20 protein-coding genes are annotated in these 23447 nt (G+C 70.6%); 11 read left to right on the top strand and 9 right to left on the bottom strand.

Features of this window, described 5'->3' with window-relative positions; translation table 11 throughout:
* Positions 1–109: 109 nt before the first annotated feature.
* The 5 genes from uvrA to LI336_RS07010 all read left to right on the top strand — a co-directional run bounded on the left by uvrA (position 110) and on the right by LI336_RS07010 (position 7119).
* Complete coding sequence (gene uvrA / locus LI336_RS07030; RefSeq protein ID WP_227132229.1) at positions 110–3133, top strand: excinuclease ABC subunit UvrA; 3024 nt, start codon at positions 110–112, stop codon at positions 3131–3133.
* A gap of 340 nt (positions 3134–3473) precedes the next feature.
* On the top strand, positions 3474–3962 hold the full coding sequence (locus LI336_RS07025) for a type IV pilin domain-containing protein (protein ID WP_227132227.1): 489 nt from the start codon (positions 3474–3476) through the stop codon (positions 3960–3962).
* Between the two features lie 66 nt (positions 3963–4028).
* Positions 4029–5069, top strand: coding sequence for a beta propeller repeat protein (locus tag LI336_RS07020; RefSeq protein ID WP_227132226.1), 1041 nt, complete (start codon positions 4029–4031; stop codon positions 5067–5069).
* A gap of 59 nt (positions 5070–5128) precedes the next feature.
* Positions 5129–6220 carry a geranylgeranyl reductase family protein gene (locus LI336_RS07015; protein ID WP_227132224.1) on the top strand — a complete coding sequence of 364 codons (1092 nt, stop codon included), beginning with the start codon at positions 5129–5131 and terminating at the stop codon, positions 6218–6220.
* 2 nt (positions 6221–6222) lie between these two features.
* Complete coding sequence (locus tag LI336_RS07010) at positions 6223–7119, top strand: metallophosphoesterase (RefSeq protein WP_227132222.1); 897 nt, start codon at positions 6223–6225, stop codon at positions 7117–7119.
* 52 nt (positions 7120–7171) lie between these two features.
* Here the strand turns inward: LI336_RS07010 and LI336_RS07005 are convergent, their stop codons facing one another.
* From LI336_RS07005 to LI336_RS06975, 7 genes are all read right to left on the bottom strand, one after another.
* Positions 7172–10168 (bottom strand): PAS domain S-box protein, encoded by a 2997-nt coding sequence (locus LI336_RS07005; protein WP_227132220.1) that lies wholly within the window; start codon positions 10166–10168, stop codon positions 7172–7174.
* Positions 10161–11609 (bottom strand): ATPase domain-containing protein, encoded by a 1449-nt coding sequence (locus LI336_RS07000; protein ID WP_227132219.1) that lies wholly within the window; start codon positions 11607–11609, stop codon positions 10161–10163. Before LI336_RS07000 ends, LI336_RS07005 begins: the two co-directional genes overlap by 8 nt.
* A 136-nt stretch (positions 11610–11745) precedes the next feature.
* The gene (gene ygfZ, locus LI336_RS06995) at positions 11746–12888 is read right to left on the bottom strand and encodes a CAF17-like 4Fe-4S cluster assembly/insertion protein YgfZ (RefSeq protein ID WP_227132217.1); all 1143 of its coding nucleotides are present in this window, start codon (positions 12886–12888) and stop codon (positions 11746–11748) included.
* A 97-nt stretch (positions 12889–12985) separates the two neighbouring features.
* Entirely contained in the window at positions 12986–13279 is a 294-nt protein-coding gene (locus LI336_RS06990) for a DUF6432 family protein (RefSeq protein ID WP_227132215.1), read from the bottom strand.
* Between the two features lie 54 nt (positions 13280–13333).
* Positions 13334–13684, bottom strand: a complete 351-nt coding sequence (locus LI336_RS06985; protein WP_227132213.1) for a DUF8060 family membrane protein — start codon at positions 13682–13684, stop codon at positions 13334–13336.
* Positions 13681–14706, bottom strand: a complete 1026-nt coding sequence (locus LI336_RS20360; protein WP_227132210.1) for a DUF7490 domain-containing protein — start codon at positions 14704–14706, stop codon at positions 13681–13683. The genes LI336_RS06985 and LI336_RS20360 overlap by 4 nt, the downstream gene beginning before the upstream one ends.
* A gap of 87 nt (positions 14707–14793) precedes the next feature.
* A complete protein-coding gene (locus LI336_RS06975) occupies positions 14794–16371 on the bottom strand; it encodes an MATE family efflux transporter (protein ID WP_227132208.1) in 1578 nt (525 codons plus the stop codon).
* Between the two features lie 54 nt (positions 16372–16425).
* On the opposite strand from LI336_RS06975, the gene LI336_RS06970 reads away from it, so the two are divergent.
* The 6 genes from LI336_RS06970 (at position 16426) to LI336_RS06945 (ending at position 20996) form a co-directional block, all read left to right on the top strand.
* Positions 16426–16824, top strand: a complete 399-nt coding sequence (locus LI336_RS06970) for a gamma-glutamylcyclotransferase family protein (RefSeq protein ID WP_368408362.1) — start codon at positions 16426–16428, stop codon at positions 16822–16824.
* A 364-nt stretch (positions 16825–17188) separates the two neighbouring features.
* Positions 17189–18103, top strand: coding sequence for an MBL fold metallo-hydrolase (locus LI336_RS06965; RefSeq protein WP_227132204.1), 915 nt, complete (start codon positions 17189–17191; stop codon positions 18101–18103).
* Between the two features lie 213 nt (positions 18104–18316).
* A complete protein-coding gene (locus LI336_RS06960; RefSeq protein WP_227132202.1) occupies positions 18317–18856 on the top strand; it encodes a universal stress protein in 540 nt (179 codons plus the stop codon).
* Between the two features lie 2 nt (positions 18857–18858).
* The gene (locus tag LI336_RS06955) at positions 18859–19389 is read left to right on the top strand and encodes a GNAT family N-acetyltransferase (RefSeq protein WP_227132200.1); all 531 of its coding nucleotides are present in this window, start codon (positions 18859–18861) and stop codon (positions 19387–19389) included.
* A 69-nt stretch (positions 19390–19458) separates the two neighbouring features.
* Positions 19459–20268, top strand: a complete 810-nt coding sequence (locus LI336_RS06950; protein WP_227132198.1) for an N-acyl homoserine lactonase family protein — start codon at positions 19459–19461, stop codon at positions 20266–20268.
* A 188-nt stretch (positions 20269–20456) separates the two neighbouring features.
* On the top strand, positions 20457–20996 hold the full coding sequence (locus tag LI336_RS06945; protein WP_227132196.1) for a 2'-5' RNA ligase family protein: 540 nt from the start codon (positions 20457–20459) through the stop codon (positions 20994–20996).
* Between the two features lie 25 nt (positions 20997–21021).
* On the opposite strand, the gene LI336_RS06940 is transcribed toward LI336_RS06945, so the two are convergent.
* Positions 21022–22563 (bottom strand): hypothetical protein, encoded by a 1542-nt coding sequence (locus tag LI336_RS06940; RefSeq protein WP_227132194.1) that lies wholly within the window; start codon positions 22561–22563, stop codon positions 21022–21024.
* Positions 22556–23404 carry an ABC transporter ATP-binding protein gene (locus LI336_RS06935; protein ID WP_227132192.1) on the bottom strand — a complete coding sequence of 283 codons (849 nt, stop codon included), beginning with the start codon at positions 23402–23404 and terminating at the stop codon, positions 22556–22558. Before LI336_RS06935 ends, LI336_RS06940 begins: the two co-directional genes overlap by 8 nt.
* Between the last annotated feature and the right edge of the window lie 43 nt (positions 23405–23447).

Raw genomic sequence — 23447 nt, 5'->3', positions numbered from 1 at the left:
TTGCCCGAGTAACCAACTTAAATCGATGGACGTGGTGACCGGACGCGGAACCCCACCGCATCGAACGCAACCGACAACCCTTCACTGGTGCAGTCACTGTCTACCGCCAATGACAAAGGAGTACATCGAGGTCCGCGGCGCGGAAGAACACAACCTCAAGGACATCGATGTCGAGATCCCCCGCGAGCAGTTCAACGTCGTCACCGGGCTCTCCGGGAGTGGGAAGTCCTCGCTCGCGTTCGAGACCGTGTACGCCGAAGGGCAACGTCGGTACATCGAGTCGCTGTCGGCGTACGCGCGGAACTTCCTCGGCCAGATGGACAAACCCCAGGTCGAGACCGTCGAAGGCCTGAGTCCCGCGATCAGCATCGACCAGAAGGCCGCGGCGAACAACCCGCGGTCCACGGTCGGGACCGTCACGGAACTCCACGACTACCTCCGCTTGCTGTACGCGAGAGTCGGAATCCCGCACTGTCCCGAGTGCGGTCGCGAGGTCGGCGAACAGAGCGCCCAGGAGATGGTGAGCCGCATCATGGAACTCCCCGAAGGGACGAAGGCGAAGCTCTGCGCGCCCGTCGTCCGCGACCAGAAGGGCGCGTTCGAGGACGAGTTCGACCGGCTCGTCGCCGACGGCTACGCCAGGGTGGAGGTCGACGGGGAACCGTACGACCTCACGATGGACCGCCCGGACCTCGACGAGAACTACGACCACACCATCGACGTCGTCGTCGACCGCATCAAGGTCAGCACCGACGAGCGACCGCGCATCACGGACTCCGTCGAAACGGTCCTGGAGGAAGCCGACGGCGTCGTGAAGGTCGTCGTCCCCGATCCCCCGGAGGGCGCGGCGGAAGCGCTCGGCGGGTCCGCGGCCCGCTCCACGGGCGCACTCGGTGACGCTAGCGACGACACCGAGGACGCCGGCGGCGACGACCGGCTCGTCGTGGAACTCAGCGAAGCGCTCGCGTGCACGCACTGCGGCATCGACATCCCCGAGATCGAGACGCGGTCGTTCTCGTTCAACTCGCCCCACGGTGCGTGCCCCGAGTGCGAAGGCATCGGCGAGACGAAGGAGGTCAGTGAATCTCGCGTCGTCGTCGACCCCACGAAACCGCTCAAGCACGTGTTCGAGGCGTGGAGCTACAACCGGTCGTACTACCAGACGCGCCTCGACGCGGTCGCCGAACACTTCGGCGTCTCGCTGTCCACGCCGTTCGAGGACCTCGACGACGACGTCCAGCAGGCGTTCCTCTACGGCACCAGCGAGGAGGTGGTGTTCAAGCGCCAGACGAAGAACGGCACGCGCCGGAAGGAGAAGCGCTTCGAGGGCGTCATCCCGAACCTCGAACGCCGCTACCTCGAGACGGACTCGGACTCCACGCGCGACCACATCGAGGACTACATGAGCGTCACCGAGTGTCCCGCCTGTGACGGGTCCCGACTCAAGCCCGCGAGTCGTGCGGTGCTCGTCGACGGGACGAGCATCGCGGACGTGAACCGACTCAGCATCGGGGACGCGCTCGCGCACTTCGAGGGCGTCGAGGCGAACCTGAACGAGCGCGAGACGAAGATCGCCGAGGAGATCCTCAAGGAGATCCGGGCGCGCCTCGGGTTCATGACCGAGGTCGGGCTCGAGTACCTCACGCTCGACCGCGAAGCCGCGACCCTGTCGGGCGGCGAAAGCCAGCGCATCCGGCTCGCGACGCAGATCGGGAGCGGGCTCGTCGGCGTCCTCTACGTGCTCGACGAACCGAGTATCGGCCTGCATCAGCGCGACAACGACCGCCTCCTGAACACGCTCGAGGAACTCCGCGACCTCGGGAACACGCTCATCGTCGTCGAGCACGACGAGGAGACGATGCGGCGCGCCGACCACGTCATCGACATGGGGCCCGGCCCCGGGAAGCGCGGCGGTGAAGTGGTCGCGCAGGGCGACTACGACGACATCGTCGGCACGGAGAACTCGACCACCGGCGACTTCCTCGCCGGCCGCAAACAGATTCCCGTACCGGCACAGCGCCGGAGCGCGGAGGCGTTCCTCACCATCGAGGGAGCGCGCCAGCACAACCTCAAGGACCTCGACGTCGACCTCCCGCTCGGGTCGTTCACCGCGATCACGGGCGTCTCCGGGTCCGGGAAGTCGACGCTCATGCACGACGTCCTCTACAAGGGCCTCGCTCGGCGCATGAACGACAACACGAGCGTGAATCCCGGCGAGCACGACGACATCACGGGCATCGAGGACGTGGAGACGGTGCGGCTCATCGACCAGAGCCCCATCGGGCGGACGCCGCGGTCGAACCCGGCGACGTACACGGGCGTGTTCGACTACATCCGCGAGCTGTTCGCGGAGACGAAGCTCTCGAAGCAACGCGGCTACGAGAAGGGCCGGTTCTCGTTCAACGTGAAGGGCGGGCGCTGCGAGGAGTGCGGCGGCCAGGGGACCGTGAAGATCGAGATGAACTTCCTCAGTGACGTCTACGTGCCCTGCGAAGCCTGTGACGGCGCGCGGTACAACGACGCGACGCTCGACGTGACCTACAAGGACGCCACGATCGCGGACGTCCTCGACATGAGCGTCGACGAGGCGTACGACTTCTTCGAGTCCTCCGGGCGGCTCCGGCGGCGCCTGAAGCTCCTGAAGGACGTCGGCCTCGGCTACATGCGGCTCGGGCAGCCATCGACGACGCTCTCAGGTGGGGAAGCCCAGCGCATCAAGCTCGCGGAGGAGCTCGGGAAGAAGGACTCCGGGAACACCCTCTATCTGCTCGACGAGCCGACGACGGGCCTGCATTCTGCGGACGAGAAGAAGCTCATCGACGTCCTGCATCGACTCGTCGACAACGACAACACGGTCGTGGTCATCGAGCACGAGCTCGACCTCGTGAAGAACGCGGACCACGTCGTCGACCTCGGCCCCGAGGGCGGCGAGAACGGCGGCGAGCTCGTCGCGGCGGGGACGCCGGAGGAGCTGGCGCGCACGGACGCGTCGCACACGGGCCGCTATCTCCGGGACCTATTGCCGGCGGTCGAGGCGGAGGGGCCGCGCGGCGAGCGCGTCGAGCCGGAGACGCGCGACATGGACCACGCGGACGACGACGAGGTCGAGGCGGCGCCGGCGACCGACGACTGAGCGGCGAGCAGGCCGCTGGCGAGATGGGAGGGCGAGCAGGCGGCGCTGGGTGGTCCCGGGCGGTGCGCCGCGCTCCCGTCGTGGCCGCGCCGGGGTCGTGGTCAGTGGATGCCGCGGTTCGCCGCGGGTTCGTACTTGAACGTTCGGAGCGACGGCGATGGGTCTGGGGCGACGGCGGCGCCCTCGCCCGGATTACGAAAACCCGATTGAGTTCTCAGGCAGTCTTTCCCGTCCGGATTTCGTTGCCACCCGGGTTTTAATTCCGAATATTCGGTAGCTATATTAACGATGCGTTCGTGTGCTCTATCGAACGGACGAAAAACCGTCCAGTGCATCGACCATGGAACTCGGGGGCCTGCTCGCGGACGACGACGCGGTATCGCCAGTCATCGGCGTGATACTGATGGTCGGTATCACGGTCACGATGGCCGCGGTCGTCGGCGTGTTCGTGCTCGGCGCGAGCACGACGACGTCCGTGCCCGACGTCTCCCTTCGGTACGACGCCCAGGAAGGGTCGACGGACGGCTGGGGTGATTCGGGCGACAGCGTCGAGCGGTTCGTCATCGAGCACGACGGCGGGGACGACATCGACCTGGCGCGCGTCACCGTCCAGTACGCAGGGACGGACGTGAGCAGCGGGACGTTGTCCTGGATGACGTCCACACCGCCGAGCGGGGACGACGTCTGGCGCCCGGGCGAGGAGTGGGTGCTCGAGGACTCGAACCCTGGCGCTAGCGGTGACTTCGCGAGCGACCAGCAGGTGCTCGTGCTCTGGACGACGCCGGACGGGTCCGCCTCGCAGATCCTCGCGAACGGCGACCTCCCCTGACCGGCGGTTCGTCGACGGGTCGCCCGCAGCGCGGCGCTTTTCCGGTCGCGTCTCGTGAGTCGTGGTATGCTGTATCTCGCGACCGACCGTCGCGTGGCGGTCGTCGACCCGACGGGGCCAGTGGTCGAGGAGGCGTTCGTCCTTGGGGTGGACGCGGGTGAGGACATCGAGTCCGACGTCGTCCGCGTGGAGTCCGTGGCGGCGTCGCCGGCGCGTCCGGGGCGAGCGTTCGTCGGGACGGCGGGCGCGGGGGTGTATCGGACGACGGACGGCGGCGGGTCCTGGTCGCGCGTCGCGCTCGGGCCGGCCGCGGACGGCGCCGATGCGTCGCACGTGACGGCGGTCGCGGTGGCGCCGTGGGACGCGGACGTGGTGTTCGCGGGGACGGAGCCGTCGCGCGTCTACCGGTCGACCGACGGCGGCGAGTCCTTCCAGCACCTGCCGGGACTGGTCGAACTCCCGTCGAGCGACGAGTGGGCGTTCCCGCCGCGGCCACACACGCATCACGTGCGGTGGCTGGAGCCGGACCCGCACCGCGAGGGGCGCGTGCTGGTCGCGGTGGAGGCGGGTGCGCTCGTCGTGCTGGACGTCGCGGACGGGACGGCGTCGTTCCGCGAGCGACCGCCGGGGGCGCGACGGGACACGCACGCGATGGCGACCCATCCTGCCGCCGTGGGGCGCGTGTACGCCGCCGCGGGTGACGGGTACGCCGAGAGCGCGCGTCACGGCGACGCGTGGGACCACCCGCAGGACGGCCTCGAGCATCGGTACTGCTGGAGCGTCGCGGTCGACCCCGCGAACCCGGACGTGCGCCTCGTGAGCGCTGCGACGGGAGCCCGAAGTGCGCACTCGCCGGCGACCGCGGACACCCACGTGTACCGGAAGCGCGGCGACGAGCCCTGGGAGCGCGCGATGGACGGTCTCCCCGAACCGACGGGGACGACGCGCCCCGTGCTCGCCGCCGGCGACGACGCGGGCGCGTTCTACGCCGTCTCGAACCGCGGGCTGTACCGGACGACCGACGCGGGCGACGCGTGGACGCGCCTCGACGTCGACCTCCCCTTCGAGGAGGGTGGCGGGACCGCGCGCGGACTGGTGGCCGTCTGAAGCGTTCGGCGGCGCGTGCAACCGGGAAGGATTTACTGCTCGCCTCGCTGTCATCGTGTATGTACGATTTCGTCGTCGTCGGCGTCGGTCCTGCCGGAGCGCGGTTCTCGCGGCGCGCGGCCGACGCCGGGTACGACGTGCTCGCGCTCGAACAGGGCCGGCTCGGCGAGCCGCTCGCGTGTTCGGGTCACGTCTCCGGGGACGTCTGGCAGTACGCCGGTGAGGGCGCTCGCGAGGAACTCCTCCAGAACGAGGTGTACGGCGCGCGGTTCCACGTCGACGGCCCGGGGAGCGACTTCGAGGACTTCTACAAGACCGAGGTCGTGTCGAACGTCATCGACCGCGTCGGCCTCGACCGCCACCTCGCCGAGTTGGCGCGCGAGGCTGGCGCCGAGGTCCGCGAGGAACACACCGTGACGAACGTCGACGAGGGCGACGAGTCGGTGACCGTGACGGTCCGCGGCCCGGACGGCGTCGCGGACGTCGAGGCGAAGATGGTCGCGGGCTGTGACGGCCCGACGTCGCGAGTGCGCCGGGACCTCGACCTCCCGGAGCCGGACGAGCTCCTGCACGGCGTCCTCGGGTTCAGCGACGAGGTCGACCACGGCGACCGCGTCGACGTCCACCTGACGATGCCGGAGTTCTTCGCGTGGCGCATCCCGCGCGGCGACGCCGGCGTCGAGTACGGACTCGCCGCCTCGCCGGGTCCGGACGTGAACGAGCTGTTCGACGACCTCGTCGGCGCGACGGGATACGACGTCGACGTCGCGAAGCGCTGCTCGGGCCTCATCCCGGTCGGGCCGGCGGACTCGGTGACGAGCCACCGCGGGTTCCTCGTCGGGGACGCGGCCGCGCAGACGAAGCCGTTCACGGGCGGTGGCATCCTCTACGGGATGCGGAGCGCGGACCACGCCGCCCGCGAGATCGAGCCCGACCGACCGGGAACGCTCGGTGCGTACGAGGCGGCGTGGCGCGACGAGCTCGCAACCGAGATCCGCCTCGGGCACTGGATCCGGCGCGCGTACTCGCTCCCCGAACCCGTCCAGCGCGTCGGCCTGAAGGCGTTCTCCGGCGAGATCGGCGTGCACATGGACCGGCCGACGAGCGTGTTCTCGCGCGAGCACCTCGCGAGCTGGCTCGGGCGGTCGTGACGATGCCGGACGCTGCTGGCTCGCCGCGGGACACCGTGGTCGCGCTCGCCAACGACGAGCGGTCCCCGCCGACGGTGCTCTCGCTGTCGGACGTCCACGGCTACTACGACTCGTTCGCGTCGGCGCTCTCGCTCCCCGGCGACCACCCCGAGTTCGCGGCGCTCGTCGAGCGTGACGCCGACGGCGACCTCCACTGGGCGGGCGGTCGCGACGGCCGCGAGTACGTCCTCGTCGCGAACGGCGACCTCGTCGACCGCGGGGGCGACAGCGCGCGCGTCGTCGAGACCGTCCGACGGCTCCAGCGCGAGGCGCCTGACGGACACGTCCGGTACCACTGTGGGAACCACGAGCAGTTCGTGCTCGCGGGCGGCGTCGGGTCGACCGACTGGTACTGCGACCGCGTCGACGACGCGACCCGGCGGTCGTTCTTCGACGCGGTCGCCGACGGCGACCTCGCGGTCGCGTACGACGGCTACTCGTACACGTACAGTCACGCTGGTGCGGCCGACGGTCTCGACCCGGCGCGAGCGAACGACGCGTTCCAGCGGATAGCGGCGTCGGTCGCGGACGTCGTCGGCACGGACGCCGACGCGTATCGGACGTTCGAGCGCGCGTTCGACGACGAATGGGTGAGTCGCGCCGGCAGCGACCACCCGAAAGGATCGGACGCCGGGCCGCTCTGGCTCAGCTGGGAGCACCTGCCCGCGGACGCCCCCGAGCAGGTCGTCGGGCACACGCCACACGAGCGCGTGACGCGGAAGGGGAACGTCGTCTGCGAGGACGTCACGAAGAAGAACGTCGGCGAGCGCGGCGGCGAAGCGATGACCGTGGAGACCCCGGGCGCGTTCCGGGTCCTCGAACGCGAGCGCGACGGGAGCGCGCGAGTCCGCGACGTCTGAGACGGCGCTCCCGCCGGGCGATGGCGCGGTCAGTCGACGCCGGGGCGCCGTCTCACTCCTCGGGGCCGTCTTCGGTGGCGACCGGGAGCACGAACGTGACGAGGTTCCCCTCCGGCGTGCAGTCGAACGTGAGCCGCCCACCGAACGACGTCGCGGTCCAGCGGACGAGCCAGAGGCCGAGCCCGCTCGCGTGCTCGAGGGGCGTCTCCACGTCGGACTCGAGCACCGCGACCTCCTGCTCGGGGATCAGGGGTGCGTCGTCGGCGACGACGACGCGCGCCTCGTCGCCGTTCCGACTCACCGTCACGCGCACCGACGCGTTCGGGTCGGGATTGTGGAGGACCGCGTTCTCGACGAGCTCGGTGAGTGCCAGTTCGACCGCTTCGTTGCCGCGCACCGACAGCGAGTCGTCCACGTCGAGTTCGCACGCGATCGACGCCCGCTCGTTCGCGGCCGCGACGGCCGCGACCACCTCGTCGAGGACCGCGCAGATGTCGACGGTCTCCCGCGACGAGTGCGCGTCCTCGAGCGCCTGCTGGAACGCCCGCGCCTTGTTCGCGATCGCGAGGACGTCGGACGCGGCCTCCTCGACCGCCGCCACGGACTCGCGGACTGCCTCGTCCTCGTGGTCCCGGAGTTCGCTCGTGCGGCCGGTGACGACGTTCAGGTTGTTCCGGAGGTTGTGCCGGAGGACGCGGTCGAGGACCGCGAGCCGCTGCTCGTTGTCCTTGAACTCGGTGAGGTCGCGGATGACGCCGACGGTCCCGCCGAAGTCCTCGCCGGGGAGCGGCGCGATGGCGACCTCGCAGTCGCGCTGGTCGCCGTACCGCGTCACGACGTCGACGTCGACCGTCTCCCTGCCCGACTGCTTCGAGAGGAGGTCACCGATGACGCGCTCGCACGCCGCCACGTCCGCCTCCGAGAAGATGGTTCGTGCGTGCTCGCCGACGACGTCGTCCCGCTCGTACCCGGTGAGGTCGACGAACGCGTCGTTCACGCTCGTGAAGTAGCCGTCCTCGTCGAGCGTGTAGATCGGGTCGCCAGCGGTCTGGACGATGGTCTCGTAGCGTTCGAGTTCGCGCTTGCGTTCGCGCTGGCTGGTGACGTCCCGGAAGTAAAGCGTCAGGCCGTCGTCGCTCGGGTACGCCGTCACCTCGAACCAGCGCTCGAGTTCGTCGTAGTACGCCTCGAACGTCCGCGAGTCGCCGGTCTCGAGCGCCTCGTGGTACTCCGTCCAGAACGTCCCGCCGACCTCCTCCGGGAACGCCTCCCAGAGGTTCCTGCCTTGCAGCTCCGCGGCGGTGTAGGGAAGCAGCGACTCCGCTTGCTTGTTCACGAACGTGATGTCGTAGTCCGTGTCGAGCGCGATGAACCCGTCCTTGATGCGTTCGAGCGTGTTCTCCAGGTCCGCGGTGGTCGCGGCGAGCTCGGCCTCGCGTTCGGCGCGGTCGAGCGCGACCGTGACGTGGTCGGCGAACGCGTGCCCGGCGTCCCGCACCGCTTGCGTGTACTCGCGGTCCGGGTCGGCGGCGCCGATGAGGCCGTGGTCGCCGAGCGAGAACACGAGCCCGGTCTCCGCGTCCGTCTCGTGGTCCGTGACCGGGACCTCGGTGACGTTCGCCCGCTCGACGAACGCCGCCCAGTCCCTCGACCCGGGTTCGAGCGGTTGGGCCTCGTCCACGCCGGCAACTGCGACCGGTTCCAGGCGCGTCCGGTCGTCGTTCGGGAACCAGCAGGCGACGACGTCCAGCTCGAGGATGTCCCGGAGGGACTCGACTGCGGACTCCGCGACGTCGGTCGGCGTTCGCGCACCCTGCAATCGTTCGGTCGCCGCGTGCAGGTGCTCGAACAACCGCATCCGCTCGCGGCGCTCGGTGACGTCCCGCTGGAACCCCAGGAAGTGCGTGACCGTGCCGTCGCCGTCCGTGACGGGCATGATGTCGAGTTCGTTCCAGAACGGCGTCCCGTCCACGCGGTAGTTCCGTATCGTCACCGACACGGGCGCGCCGACCTCGATGGCCGCGCGGATCTCGTCGACGACCGCCGAGTCGGTGGCTTCGCCCTGGAGGAACCGACAGTTCCGGCCGAGCGCGGCGTCGCGGTCGTACCCGGTGACCTCGCAGAACTCGTCGTTGACGTACACGAGCGGGAGGTCATCGGCGTTCGCGTCCGCGATACAGATGCCGACGCGGGCTTCGCCGACCGCGCGCTCGAACACGCGGAGGCGTTCGATGCGCGTCTCCCGCTCGGTGACGTCCTGCGCGAGCACCTGCGTCGTCTCGTCGTCGACGACGTCCGCCGAGAGTTCGACGATGCGGTCGCCCGAACGGTCAGCCGTGACGTTGTCCGACGCGTTCGCGCTCTCGACGGCGAGGTCGTACTGGAAGCGGACCGTCGCCGTCGACGGACCGTCGACCGCCAGCAACGACGCGACCGCGTCGCGGTCCGCGGGCCGCACGAACGTCGCGAACGACCGGCCGGCGACCGCCGTGGCGCCCACGCCGACGAGCGACCCGGCGCGCTCGTTCGCGTACGTCACCGTCCCGGCGTCGTCCAGCACGAACAACCCGACGGGGAGGAGTTCGACGAGGCGCTCGTACTCGCGCGAACGCTCTCGGAGTTGCTCGGCGAGCACTCGCGCCCGGAGGAGGCTGTCGACGCGACGCTTCAGCGACGGCGTCCGCAGCGGCGTCTCCAGGACGTCGTCGACGACCTCGAGCACCTGGTCCGTACTGGCCGCGATGCGCTCCCCGCGCGAGCCTTCGGCGACGAGCAGGCACGGCGTGAACACCGCAGACGCGGTCTTGAGGCGCTCTATCTGGGGTGCGGCGGTTCGGAGCGCGCCCGCGTCGACGACGTACAGGTCGCCGTCCGGCGGCAGGTCGTCGGGCGACGCCACCCGGACGTCGTACGCCTCGTCGGTGAACCACGACTTGAGCGACCGGCGGACGCCAGCGTCCGCGACGCCGACGACGACCGTCGACGCGTCCGTCGTCAGCCAGGCGTCGTCGGCGTTCGACGTCGACCGGTCGCTCGAGCCATCACTCATCTTCGCTCGACCACTCCGGCATCCCCGACAGGATACCCCGGAGGTCCCTGAGGGGGTCGCCGATGACGATCCCGGACGGCGTTATCGCGAACTCGCGGAGCGTCCGCTCGAAGTCGCTGGAGCGCTTCTTCAGCACGCCGATCGCCTTCCGGAGCTCGCCGCGGTGTTCGAGGTACCGGAGGAAGACGATGTTGTCCGCGAGGTAACTGATGCGTTCGCTCGTCGGCTCGAAGTCGCCCGTGACGGTGTGGACGTCGTCGGTCAACAGGACGGTGACGCCCATCCCGCGGAGGTACCGGCAGAGCGCGTGGAGCTCCCGGACGAGGTCGTCGTCCGCGCCACGGATGGCCGTCCGGTACCCCGCGATACCGTCGATGAGGACGACGCGCGCGCCGCGCTCCTCGACCTCCTCGCAGACGCCCGCGGCGAACTCGTCGGGCGACACCGCGAGCGCCTCCACGGGCTCGACGGCGAGCGCGTCGTCGTCGAGCATCGCCGAGACCGGCATCCCGATGGCCTCCGCGCGATGCCCGAACGTGTGCTCGTCCTCCTCGAAGAGGTACGCGACCGACCGTCCGTCGCGCGCGGCCGCCGCCACCGCGACCTGGGTCGCGGTCGTCGTCTTCCCGACGCCGGTCGCGCCGCTGATGACGGTGACGGTCCCTGGCGCGATACCGCCGCCGAGGAGGTCGTCGAGCGCGTCGACGTTCGTGGACTCCATCCGCGCGTCGAACTCGCGGCCTCCGTCGTCGGGAACGAGCTTCTGGTACACGTGCATGCCGTCGTCGTCGATGGTGACGGTGTGCGCGCCCGACTGGAACGAACCGCCGCGGTGCTTGCGGACGCGGACCGTCCGGCCCTTGCGTTCGCTGGACAGCTCGATGCTGCCGTCGGCGACGAACTCCAGGTCCTCGTCGGGCGACGCCGTCGTCGGTTGCGTCGAGAACAGGAGCGTGGCGTCGGCGTCGCGGACGTACGACGTGAACGCGCCGACCTCCTCGTAGAACGCGCTGTCGTCCGCGGTGAACTGACGGAGTCGCGACAGCGGGTCGACGAACACCCGGTCGGGGTCGTGCGCTTCGACGGCGTCGCGGATGCCTTCCGAGAGCGACGGGCCGCGCTCCCCCGGTGCGAACACGTCGTACGCGCCGCCGTCCCCGAACCGGTCGGCGTCCGGACTGAAGTCGAAGACGTGGACGTCGGTGAGATCGATGCCGACGCTCGCCGCGTTCGCCCGGAGGTTCTCGGTGGATTCCTCGAGGGAGACGAACAGCGAGCTGCCGGCGTCGTCCGCGGTGAGGAAGTGCTCGCCGAGGATGGTCTTCCCCATCCCGGGGCCGCCGCGCAGGAGGTACGCTCGGTTCGGGACCAGGCCGCCTTCGAGAACGTCGTCGAGCCCCTCGACCCCCGTGGAGAGGCGCGTGGTGGGGGTGGTAGACATACGTGAAATCTAGATACCGCGATAGATAAACTTGCTCACCGGTCTCGACCGTTCAAATCCACCGACTGCGGTTCGGCTGGCCCCTGCGGTCGCGCTGGCGGTTCCGACCGCCGCGCGAGCGGGAACGCGGCGGTCTTCAATCGTAGGTCGGGAGTCGCGCGGACCGGTCGCTGCCCTCGACGAACGGGAGGGCGACGACCTCGCCGTCGACGACCGCGTCCGACTCGGCACGCTCGCTCGCCTCGTCGCCGTCGCCACCGGCGACCTCGACCGTGACGCGCCCCGCGTCGGAATCGTAGGGCACGAGCGCGAACGCGATACCGGCCTCGCGGTGCGGACTCCACGCGGCCCGCGTCACCTCGCCGACCGCGTCCTCGTCGACGCTGACGGTCGCCCCCGCACCCGGGAGCGCGTCGTCGTCCGCGACGCCCGGGAGTTCGACGCCGACGAGTCGCCGCGACGGCTGGCCGACGTTCTCGACGCGCGCCACCGTCTCCTGCCCGACGAAACACCCCTTCTCGTAGTCCACGCCGTTCCGGACGCCGGTGACGTTCGGCACCCGGCCGTCGAGTTCCGTCTGGAACAGCGGCGTCCCGGCTTCGAGCGTCAACGTCTCCCAGGCCGCGTACCCGAACGGCGTCGCGTTGTTCCCGTGATGGAGGAGCGTCTCCCACACCCGCTCGGCCGCACTCGCGGCACAGACGACATCGAAGCCCTCCTCGCCCGCGAGCCCGTCGTTCCGGACGACGGTCACGCCCGCGTCGCTCATCGACCCGCGAACGAACGTCAACGGTTCCGCTGGCGTCCCCGCGCCGTTCAGGACGCTCGCGACCTTCTCGGTCGCCTTCGGGCCGTGCACGCCGAACACCGCGAACTCGTCGCTCGCGCGCTCGACGTCGACGTCCTGCACGAACGTCCGCGAATCCCACTCCTCCGCGAGCCACCCCGCCTGCCCCGGCGGCGTGAAACACAGCAACCGGCCGTCGGCCTCGTACACGTACATGTCCGTGCGAACGCGGCCCTCCGGCGACAACAGGAGCGCGTACGCGCCCTCGCCGTCCTCGCGCGGCACGACGTTCGTCACCGCGTCGTTCACGAACTCCCGGCGGTCGCTCCCCGACACCGTCACCACGCCGTACGCCGCGTCGAACGCGCCGACGACGTGCCGAACCGCCATCGCCGTCCGCGCCGGCCGCCCGTAATCCCGGACGACGCGCCGACCCCCTCGCTCGACGAACGTCGCCCCGTGAGCCTCGTGCACGTCATCGATGATGGTCATGTGGAGGCGTGGACGCCCGAACGGCAAAACCAGTACGGTCCCGGCGCGCGCAGTGACGCGACTCGCGCCCACGCCGCGGAACGGACGGCCTCGCCACTCAGAACGGGAGTTTGTCGCGGAGCGCGTCGAACAGCGACGGCTCGTCGTCCTCCGGGTCCTCCGGGACGACGCGCGGATCGGGTTTCAGGAGCGTCTGCCCGCCGGACCGGTCGACCTCGATGAGGTCGTCGTCCTTCAACTCGGTCAGCGCCGGCTCTATCTCGTCGATTCCGGCGTCGACGTGCGACCGCAGTTCGAAGACGGTCATCCCCTCCTCCCCACGTTCGACCAGGGCGTCGAGCACCGAGACCGACACGTCGTCGCGGTCACGGAACTCCCGCTTCGCTCTCATCACCCCGTAGTTCGGCGGGAGGGACTTTGACCCTTGCCCCGAATCCGGTAGGGGTTACCGGAGGTTCCGGGAGAGCGAGACGATGCCAGCGAGCGCGCTCGCGAGCACCGCGAGCGCGAACGCCGCCTGCAGCGCCGGCTCGTACTTCCGGCTCGCCCAGATGGTGATGAGTCGCGTCACGTTCGTGTAGAACGAGAACAGCGTCGCGACGGCGACGAGCACGAGCACGACGAGCGCCAGCCACTGCAGGCGCTCGTAGAGGTCGCCGCCGAAGAACCCGCTCCGGGAGCGCCCGCGAGACTCGCGGTCGTCGCGCTCCGCGACGTCGTCTCGGCGGTCGATCGAGTCGTCGTCCACGTGGCTGTTCCGCGTCGAGTCGGTCGTCGTGGTGGAATCGTCGGTCATTGTCTTGCCCTCGCGGTGAGTGCGGCGGCGACGAGCGCGACGACGGCGACGGCGACGCCGAACCCTGGCGAGCCGCCGGAACCGCCGGACTCCGTCATCGGCGTCTCCGTGGGTTCCTCGCCTTCGGAGTCCGTCGACTCGAAGTCGCTCGCCTGGAAGCCGTCGTCGTCACCGCTGGTGTTCTCGTCCACCCGAAGGCCGGTGCCGGGTGCGAGGTTCGCGGTGGAGCGCGCGGTCGCGACGACCGTGCCGTCGCGCCACAGGACCGCGTCCAGGTAGTAGTTGTAGTCGTCCGGGACGACGAGTTCGCCGGTCGGCTGGACGGTCTTCCCGCTCCCGACCGCGCCGACCTGGACGGTCGTCCGGTCGGCGACGACGTTCGAGCCGTTCTGGCGCGCCGTCAGCACGAGTTCGAGGTCGTCGACGGTCCCGTCGCCGGTGTTCGTCAGGTACGTCGACACCGACAGCGTCGACCGGTTGTCCTCCACGGCGTCGATGGTGTACTCGATGACGGGTAGCCCCGCGTCGAACTCCTGGAACTGGAGGGGCGTGTCGCGGTAGTCGGGCGTGAGCGTGCCGACGCCGTCGACGTCGCGGACGCCCGTCTCGACGCGCGTGCCGTTCACGTACACGATGGCTTGCACGTCGTAGCCGCCCTGACGAGCGACCGTCAGCGCGCCCTCGCGACTCCGCGTGACGTCGCCGTCGAGCGTGCCATACGAGAGGCGCTGGGTCGCCGAGACGAACCCGGTGTCGTGGTCGACGGCGCGCAGGAGGACGGTGACGTTCCTCGCGGGACCACCGCGCTGCGCGACGAACGGTCGGACGCGGAGGGTGGCGTTCTCGCCGCCGACGTCACCGGGCGCGATCGTCATCTCGACGACGTCGACGAGCGGAGGCCGCTCGGGGCGGTCGGGCGTGTCCTCGGGCGGGTCGAGCGCGCCGGGGACGCCCACGGCGACGCCGACGCCGAGGACGACCGCGAGCGCGACCACGCCGAGGAGGAGGGACTCGGTTCGCACGTCACCGACATTCGAGAGAAACTACAAGTGTCTTGTGTGCTTCGTGTCGCCGACGAAATCAAGTGGCCGCCGGGTCGTGCGCGCCACTCAGTCGTCGCTGGCACTCCCGCGTTCGCGCAACATGTCGCTCGCTCGACGCGCCCAGTCGCCGCGCCAGAACCCGAGCGTCACGATGGTCGCAGCGCTCGCGTAGTGGAGGACGACGCCCGCGAGGATGCCGGGGACGCCCCAGCCGAGTGAAACGCTCGCGACGTACGAGAACCCGAGGTAGAACGCGAGGAGGCTGACGATCCGCGCGACCAGTGGCGTGCGCGTGTCGCTCGCGCCCTGGAGGGCGCCGGAGACGACGACGAACGAGACCAAGAAGGGCGCGGCGACGCCGAACGTCCGCGTGAACGCCACCGCGTTCGGGACGGTACCGGGGTCGCTCGTGAAGAACCCGACGAGCGTCGGCGCGAACGCGAAGATGAGCGCGCCCGCCGTGCCGACGGTGACGAGTCCGAGCGTCGCGGTCGCCCACCCGTTCTCGCGCGCCGCCGCCGCATCGCCTTCGCCGAGGGCCTGCCCGACGACGACGCTCGCCGCGACGTTGAACCCCCGGGAGAGCGGCCCCGTCACCTGCTGGTAGATGCGGAGGCCGATCTGGTACGCGGCGTTCACGTCCGTCCCGAACGACAGCAGGAGCGCGTTGAACGGGAAGTTCGCGAGCGTGTTCGAGAGCCCCTCGACGATCCGCGGCGCGGAGACGGCGACGAGCTGGCGGCCGACGACGGTCGACCGCGGGCGGACGAACCCGACGTCCGTCGTCGAGGACGCGATGAGGCCGGCGAGGACGACGGCGATGAAGACGTTCCCGCCGGCGGTGGCGACGCCGACGCCGACGACGCGATAGCTCGGCACGCCGAACAGCCCGAGGCCGAGGACGAGCGAACCAACGATGTTGAGGAGGTTCCCGGTGACGTTCACGACCATCGGCGTGCGCGTGTCCCCGGTTCCCTGGAGTGCGCGCGCCGCGGTGAGGCCGACGATGCGGGCGGGTGCGGTCGCGAAGATGATGGCGAGGTACGCGCCGCCGACGCGCGCCACATCGTCGGGCGCACCGAGCAGCGAGATGGCCGGCTCCGCGAACAGGAGGCCGAACGCGACGAAGGGGATGCCAGCGAGAAACGAGATGAGGACGGCCTGCGTCACGGCCTCGTCGCGGTTCAGGGCCGCCTTCGCGACCGCGTCCGACTCCGTGGCTGTGGTCGACTCCGTCTCGTCGCCCTCGTCACCCCACTCCTCGTCGGTCCCCCACCTGTCGTCGGCGTCCACGGCCGGTTCGTCGTCCGCGTCCGCGGTCGCGTCGCCGCCCGTGGGCCCGTCGCCGTCCGAACCTCCCTCGCCGTCGTCGTCGTCGTCCGCGTCGTCGCTCCCGCCGCTGACCGCACCGGTGTCCTGGCTGGAGAGCGCGATGGCGCCGCCGCCGAGCCCGAGGCCGACGCGGAGCGGGAACCGCGCGTAGAGGTCCGCGAGCCCGATGGCGGCGACCGCGGCCGGCGAGAACGCGGCGGTGACGAACACGTCCGTGGTCCGCATCCCGGTGCGCACCGTCTGCTCGACGGAGATCGGCCAGGAGAGCGTGGCGACGCGCTTCCAGACGCGTCTCGTCCGCCGCCAGTCCATGCTCACAGTCGAACGGGCGCGGGTTTCAGGGTGGCGGAACCCGAAGTCCGCGTCGTGCACGTCTTCGTCTACGGGACGCTCACCGACCCCGACCGCGTCGACGAGGTACTCGCGGCTCGCACGTGGTCGTTCGTCGGCGACGCGACCCTGCGCGGGCTCCGCCGCGTCGACGGCCGGTACCCGACGCTCGCGCCCGGCGGCGAGGTCGACGGCCGCCTCCTCGAGACGGACGCCGTCGACGCCCTGGACGCGTACGAGGGCGTCGCTCGCGGCCTGTACGTCCGCGTGGACGTCCCGACGGCCGGCTTCGAGGACGGCACCGCAGCCGTGTACGTCGGCGACCCCGACCGGCTCGACGTCACCGAGTCGGTCGCGTGGCCCGGCGACGACGACCTCGGCGCGCGCGTCCGCCGGTACGTCGACGCGAACGACGTCAGCATCGTCCCCCGATGACCATCGACCACGCCACTCGACGCCAGCGGCCCTCGCCATCCGATGTCCACCCCCGGTACGGTCCGGCAGACGAGCGTCGAACTAGCGTCTGACGCCGACTCGAACCCGACGCAGCCGGGCGATTATACTTCCACTCCGGTTGGATGGGGTTTATGTATCTCCCCCTCCCTCTTCAGGTTGCATACGGGGTGCACACGCTCCCCGATGTTTCCCCTTTGGTACCACGAACCCGCGAGCGACAGCGCCGTCGACCCGCTGTTGCGACCAATCGAGTAGCTGCCGCGACCAATCGAGCAGCTGCCGCGACCGACCGAGCAGCTGCCGCGACCGACCGACTTTTGCCCCGTCCCCGCAGGCTTCCTGTATGACACGAGGCGACGTCACCGAAGTCACGACGGGGGAGTGCACGGACCTCTACCACGTCGACACCGGGATGTACGACGTGGACGCCTACGGCGCGGTCTACCTGCTCGACGCCGACGAGCCCGCGCTCGTCGACACCGGTATCGGCACGCACTACGACCGCGTCCTCGACTTGCTCGACCACGCCGGCGTCGCGCCCGAGGACGTCGCGTACGTCGTGCCGACGCACGTCCACCTCGACCACGCCGGCGGCGCCGGGTTCCTCGCGCAGGAATGCGAGAACGCGACCGTCGCCGTCCACGCGAACGGTGCACGCCACCTCGTCGACCCGACGCGACTCTGGGAGGGCACGAAGTCCGCGGTCGGCGACCAGTTCGAGTTCTACACCGAACCCGAGCCCGTCCCCGAGGACCGCGTCCGCGAACTCGAAGACGGCGACGTCCTCGACCTCGGCAATCACGAACTCCGCGCGCACCACGCCCCCGGGCACGCCCCCCACCAGCACGTCTTCCACGACCCCGCGAACGACGCCGTCTTCACCGCGGACGCCGCCGGCATCTACGTCCCCGCCATCGACGAGGTCCGCGAGACCACGCCCCCACCGCAGTTCGACCTCGAGGGGGCGCTCCGGGACGTCGAGACCATCGCGAGCCTCGACCCGTCCACGCTCCTGTACGCGCACTTCGGCGCGCAACCGACCGCCGACCGCCTCGAACGCTACGAGGCACGGCTCACGGACTGGGTCGCCGCCGTCGAGCGCGCCGAGCAGGAACTCGGCGATGCCGACGCGGTCGTCGAGCACTTCGTCGAGACCACCGAGATGGACGACGTCTGGGGCGAACGGAAGGCGAGCGCGGAGACCGCGATGAACGTCCGCGGCGTCCTCACGTACCTCGACCGCAAGCGCGACGACTGACCGCGAAAGCAGAGAATACGACAATACGAACGCCTTCGCGTCTCGTTCTGGACGTACGTTCTCCCTGGTTCGTTCTGGCGTGGTGTTCTAGGTGTATAATCCTCTGGTGGTGTGGTTATGGGCAGGCGTTATCCGTGTCCGCGAGCGAGAACTGGACAGGATGAACCCACGCATCGATGGACCACCGACCGAACCACCCGAGGAGGCCCGCGGATGACCGAGTCGAAGCGCCCCGCCGCCGCAGGCTCGGACGACCTCGGCGTCGCGAGCGACGTCCGCGCACGCCGCGACCGACACGAGACCGTCCTGCTGCCCGTCGGCTACGGCGACGCCGAGCGCGTCGAGACGCTCGCGAGCACCGCCGCAGAGGTCGCCGGCATGATGGAGACCACCGTCCGCGTCCTCCACGTCTTCACCGAGGACCGGTACGCGGACGTCCGCGACCGACTGAACTACCACGAGGACGAGCGCCCCGAACCCGACGAACTCGTCGGTCGCGTCGCACCCGTCCGCGACGTCGTCGGCCGCCTCGAGGAACCGCTGCGCGCATGGGGAACGACCATGGACGTCGACGCGCGCGTCGGCGACGATGTCGCCGGCGAGATCGTCGCCGCGGCCGACGCCGTCGACGCCAAGCGCGTCCTCGTCGGCGGCCGACGACGCAGCCCGACCGGGAAGGTCGTCTTCGGGAGTACCGCCCAGCGAGTCGCACTGAACGCACCGTGCCCGGTGACGTTCGTCAGGGACGACTGACGATGTCCAGCGAACCCATCCACGGTCCCGCTCGGGGCGACGATTCGCGCCCCGACGACGCAGTCCTCGACCAGGTCGTGGACGACGTCGGCCGCGGTATCACGTTCGAGCGGTACCGGCCCGAGCGGTACGGCGACGTCCTCGACATGTACGCCGACTTCGCGCCGAAGCACCGCGCACAGGGACTCCCGCCATCCACCGACGCCGGCCGCACCGAGTGGCTCTCGGTCGTCCTCGACGAACTGTCGGTGCTCGCGGTCCACGACGACGCGGTCGTCGGGCACGCCGTCCTCGTCAGCGACGACGCCGGCGAGCACGAACTCGGCGTGTTCGTCCACCAGGACCACCAGGACGCCGGCGTCGGCACCGCGCTGCTCGACGCGACGTTCGCACACGCTCGTTCGCTCGGCGTCACGGACGTCTGGCTCACCGTCGCCCGGTCGAACTACCGCGCCCGGCACGTCTACGACCGCCTCGGGTTCGTCGAGGACGGGAGCAGCGGTCGGAGCGTCCGCTACTCGCGACGGCTGTAGCGAGCCCCGGACAGGAGCGCCGTCGTGGCATTGGCCCAACTTAAGCCGGCGGCGGCCCTACGTTTCTGTGTGACCGCAGACCGCCTGTACACGCTGAACACGGGACACTGGACGTTCGACTTCTCGATGGCCGTACAGATGACGAACCTCGGCGAACCGTACGCCGGCACGTGCCCGGTGTACCTCGTCGAGCACCCCGAGGGTACCGTCCTCTTCGACACCGGGCTCTCCTACGAGATGAAGGCGAACCCGACCGAGTACGGCCCCGACGGTGCGCCGCACATGGCGGAGTTCGTCGACGCCATCGAGATGGACGAATCCCAGCGCGTCGAACACCTCCTCGAGGACGTCGGCTACCAGCCCGCGGACGTGGACGTCGTCGTGATGAGTCACCTCCACACCGACCACGCCGGGAACCTCGACGTGTTCGTCGACGCCGGCTGCGAGGTCGTCGTCCAGAAGGACGAGCTCCGGTACGCGTGGGCGCCCGATGGCGTCCAGCGGCTGTTCTACCTCACCGGCGACCTCCTCCCGCTCCGTCGACTCGACGCGAACGTCACCGTCATCGACGGCGAGTACGACGTCTTCGGTGACGGGAGCGTCGTCGCGTTCCCGACGCCCGGCCACAGTCCCGGCCACCAGAGCCTCCAGCTCGAACTCCCCGACGCCGGTACGGTCGTCCTCGCCGCGGACGCCGCGAACCACCGCCAGGGGTACGAGGAGGAACTCGCCGCGTCGTTCGCGTGGAGCCTCGAAGCGAGCGTCGACTCCATCCGCGACGTCAAACACCGCGAACGGATCCACGACGCCGACGTCTACGTCCACCACGACCCCGACGACATCGGCAGCCTCCCCGAACCACCGGAAGCGCTCGAATGAGCGCCGACGCTCCGAGGGAGCGTCGTTCCGGGGGTTGCCTGTGCGTCTCTCGCTAGCCGTTACGGGGGGTTGCCTGTGCGTCTCTCGCTAGCCGTTACGTTCACGAACCCCCACGCGCAAGGTCAACCAGTACTGGCCGTGAAACGCACGCCAACCCGCGAGCGGACGCCGAGGACGCCACTCGACCGATGAGCGACATGCACTCCGCCGTCATCTCGACGCTCCCCGACGAGCACCACCAGCGCGTCCTCGACGTCTGGGACGACCTCGCCGACGAGTTCGACCTGAACCCGGCGGGCGAACTCCCGCCACCGCACATCTCCTATCACGTCGCGGAACGCTACGACCCCGCGACCGTCGAATCGCGGCTGCACTCCGTCGCCGCCGACACCGAACCCTTCACCGTGTACACGGGCGGCGTCGGCGTGTTCACCGCCGCGCCCGTCGTCTACCTCCCGCTCGCCCGGTCGCCCGCGCTCGCCTCCCTCCACGACTCGCTGTGGAACCGCCTCACGGAGTTCGCCGAGCACGCGGACTCGTACTATCACCCCGACCGGTGGTTCCCGCACGTCACGCTCGCGTACTACAGCCTCGAACGCGACCAGCTCGGGGACGTCGTCGAGTACCTCGGGGAACGCGAGTTCGCGTGGGAGATGGACATAAACGACGTCGCGCACCTGGAAGCGACGGAGGACGAGATGCACATCCGCTCGCGCGTCGAGTTCTGACCGGCTGCTCCTGCTCGCTGCTAGCTCAGTCGTCGATCGTGAGCGCGGCGTATCGCTTCGCGACGTGCCGGTACGCGACCCAGCCGAGCGTGGCGAGGAGGAGGACGTCGGCGGCGAGGAGCGCACGCCCGATGGCGGCGTCGAGCGCGACGAGGCCGCCCATCCCGAACGCCGCGGCGAGGAACGCGATCGGCGTGTAGACGAGGACGGCAGCCTGCGTCGGCGCTTCGGTGTCGCCGGCCGCTGCGGCGCCGGCGGAAGGGATCACGAATCCGACTGCGGTGGAGAGGACGGCACCGAACGCGGCGACGAGGACGCCCCACGCGACCGTCAGGGCCGTCGCGGTCGCGCCGAGCCCGGTCGCGTACGCGAGCGGCGGGACGAGGAAGACGAGCGTCGGGAGGGCGGCGAGGACGCCGGCGAACGCGTAGCCGCGGGCGACGCTCGCACCGGCGACGGGCGTCGTCAGGAGCGCCGGGAGCGCGTCACCTTCCAGCGCGAGCGGGTTCAGCGTGAGCGTCAACCCGGCGCTCACGCCCGCGAACCCGGCGACGAGCACGGGGAGCGCACCGGCGGTCCCGGGCGGGTCCTGTATCAGGACGGCGGCGAGCATGAACGCGGGGACGACGAGCTGGAAGAGCGTCCGCGGGTTCCGGAGCATCCGGAGCCACGCTCGCGTCGCCACCGCGCGCGTCGGCCGGCGCGTCACGGGCCGCGCGAGGTCGACGACCGCGACGACGACGCGACCGCCGCGCGTGGTCCCGGAGCCGCCGGTGTCGTCGCCGTCGAACCAGACGTTCCGCGCCGCACGCAACCCGCCCCAGGCGAGCAGGGGTATCGAGGCGACGCCGCCGCCGAGCGCCACGGCCGCCAGTAGCGGGTCGCCGTCGTCGAACGCGAGGAGGAACGCGTCCGCGAGGAACGCCGGCGGGAGCGCTCGCGCCGCCGGCCCGAGGACGTCCGGGCGCAGGAGTGCGAGGACGACGAGCAAGAGGACGGGCGCGAATATCGCTCGCGGATACCTCGCGAACCCCGGCGTCCGTCGCGCGAGCGGGTGCGCCGCGAGGCCGGCCGCGAACCCGGCGACGACCGCGGTCCCGACGCCCACGAGCACCACCGTCATCCCGAGAACGGCCGCCAGAACGGGTGCGCTCGCCGTCACCGCGACGCGCAGCACGCCCAAGCCGACGAACGCGAGGAACACGAACGCCGACTCCACGGCAGTCACCGCGAGCACGCCGACGACCGTCGCTCGCACCCCGGCGCTCAACACGAGTTCCGAGCCCGCGGTCACGTCGTCGAGCGACCGCGGCGCACTCATCGCGACCGTCGCCGCGACGAACGCCCACAGCCCCATCGCCGCCAACCGCGTCCCAGAGACCGACGGCGACCCACCCGGCGCGAGCACGCCATCCCCACCGAAGAACCCCACCCAGGCGACGCCGAGCACGAGCGTGCGCGCCACCACCGTCCGCGGATGCGCCCGCAACCGCCGCATCGTACACCGCAGGTCGACGCGAGCGATCGCCGCCGCGTCCCCCAACCACCGCCAGCGCCGCTCAGGCACCGTCGCGACCTCCATCGCGCCGCTCGTCGCCGTCAGCGCCCGCGACGCGCGCGCCGTCGTTGCTGCCCGGCACCTGCCCACCGTCGGTGCCGTCGACGTCCGCCGCGTCGTCCGGCGTCGTCACGTCCATGAACGCCGACTCCAGCGTCCGCTCCCCGCCCGCCGCGCGCGACTTCAACGCCGCCGGCGACCCCTCCGCGACGAGTTCGCCGTCGAAGAGGACGCCCACCTCGTCCGCGAGCTCGTCGACGACCGACAGCACGTGCGTCGACAGGAACACCGTCATGTCCTGCGCCGCCAGGTCCGCGATGGTCTCCCGCATCGTCCGCGCCGCCCGCGGGTCCAGGCCGCTCGTCGGCTCGTCGAAGAACACCACCTCGGGCTCGTGCAGCACCGACTGTATGACGCCGAGCTTCTGGCGCATCCCCGTCGAGTACCCGCCGACGCGCCGGTCCGCCGCGTCCGCGAGGTCGAAGCGCGAGAGGAGCGCGTCGACGCGCTCGCCGGCGACGTCGTCGGGCAGGTCACGCAACCCAGCGACGTACGACAACTGCTCGCGCCCCGTCAACTCGTCGTACACCGGCGGCTCCTCCGGCAGATACCCCAGGTGCTCGGTCACCGCCGCGCGGTCCGTGACGGACTCGCCCGCGACCGTCGCCGACCCCGACGTCGGCGTCGTCAACGTCGTCAACATCCGCATCGTCGTCGTCTTCCCCGCCCCGTTCGGCCCCAGGAACCCGTAGACGGTCCCACGCTCCACCGCCAGCGAGACGTCCCGGACCGCGACCGTCTCCCCGTAGCGCTTCCCGAGGCCGTCCGCGTCGATTGCGAGGTCGGTCACTACCCGACCGCTAGCCACCACGACGCCTTGAACCCCCCGTCCA

Source organism: Halorubellus salinus (assembly GCF_020567525.1).
GTDB classification, from domain to species: Archaea; Halobacteriota; Halobacteria; order Halobacteriales; family Natrialbaceae; genus Halorubellus; species Halorubellus salinus.
The sequence above is the reverse complement of the archived record's forward strand: the minus strand, read 5'-3'. Positions and strand labels throughout refer to the sequence as shown.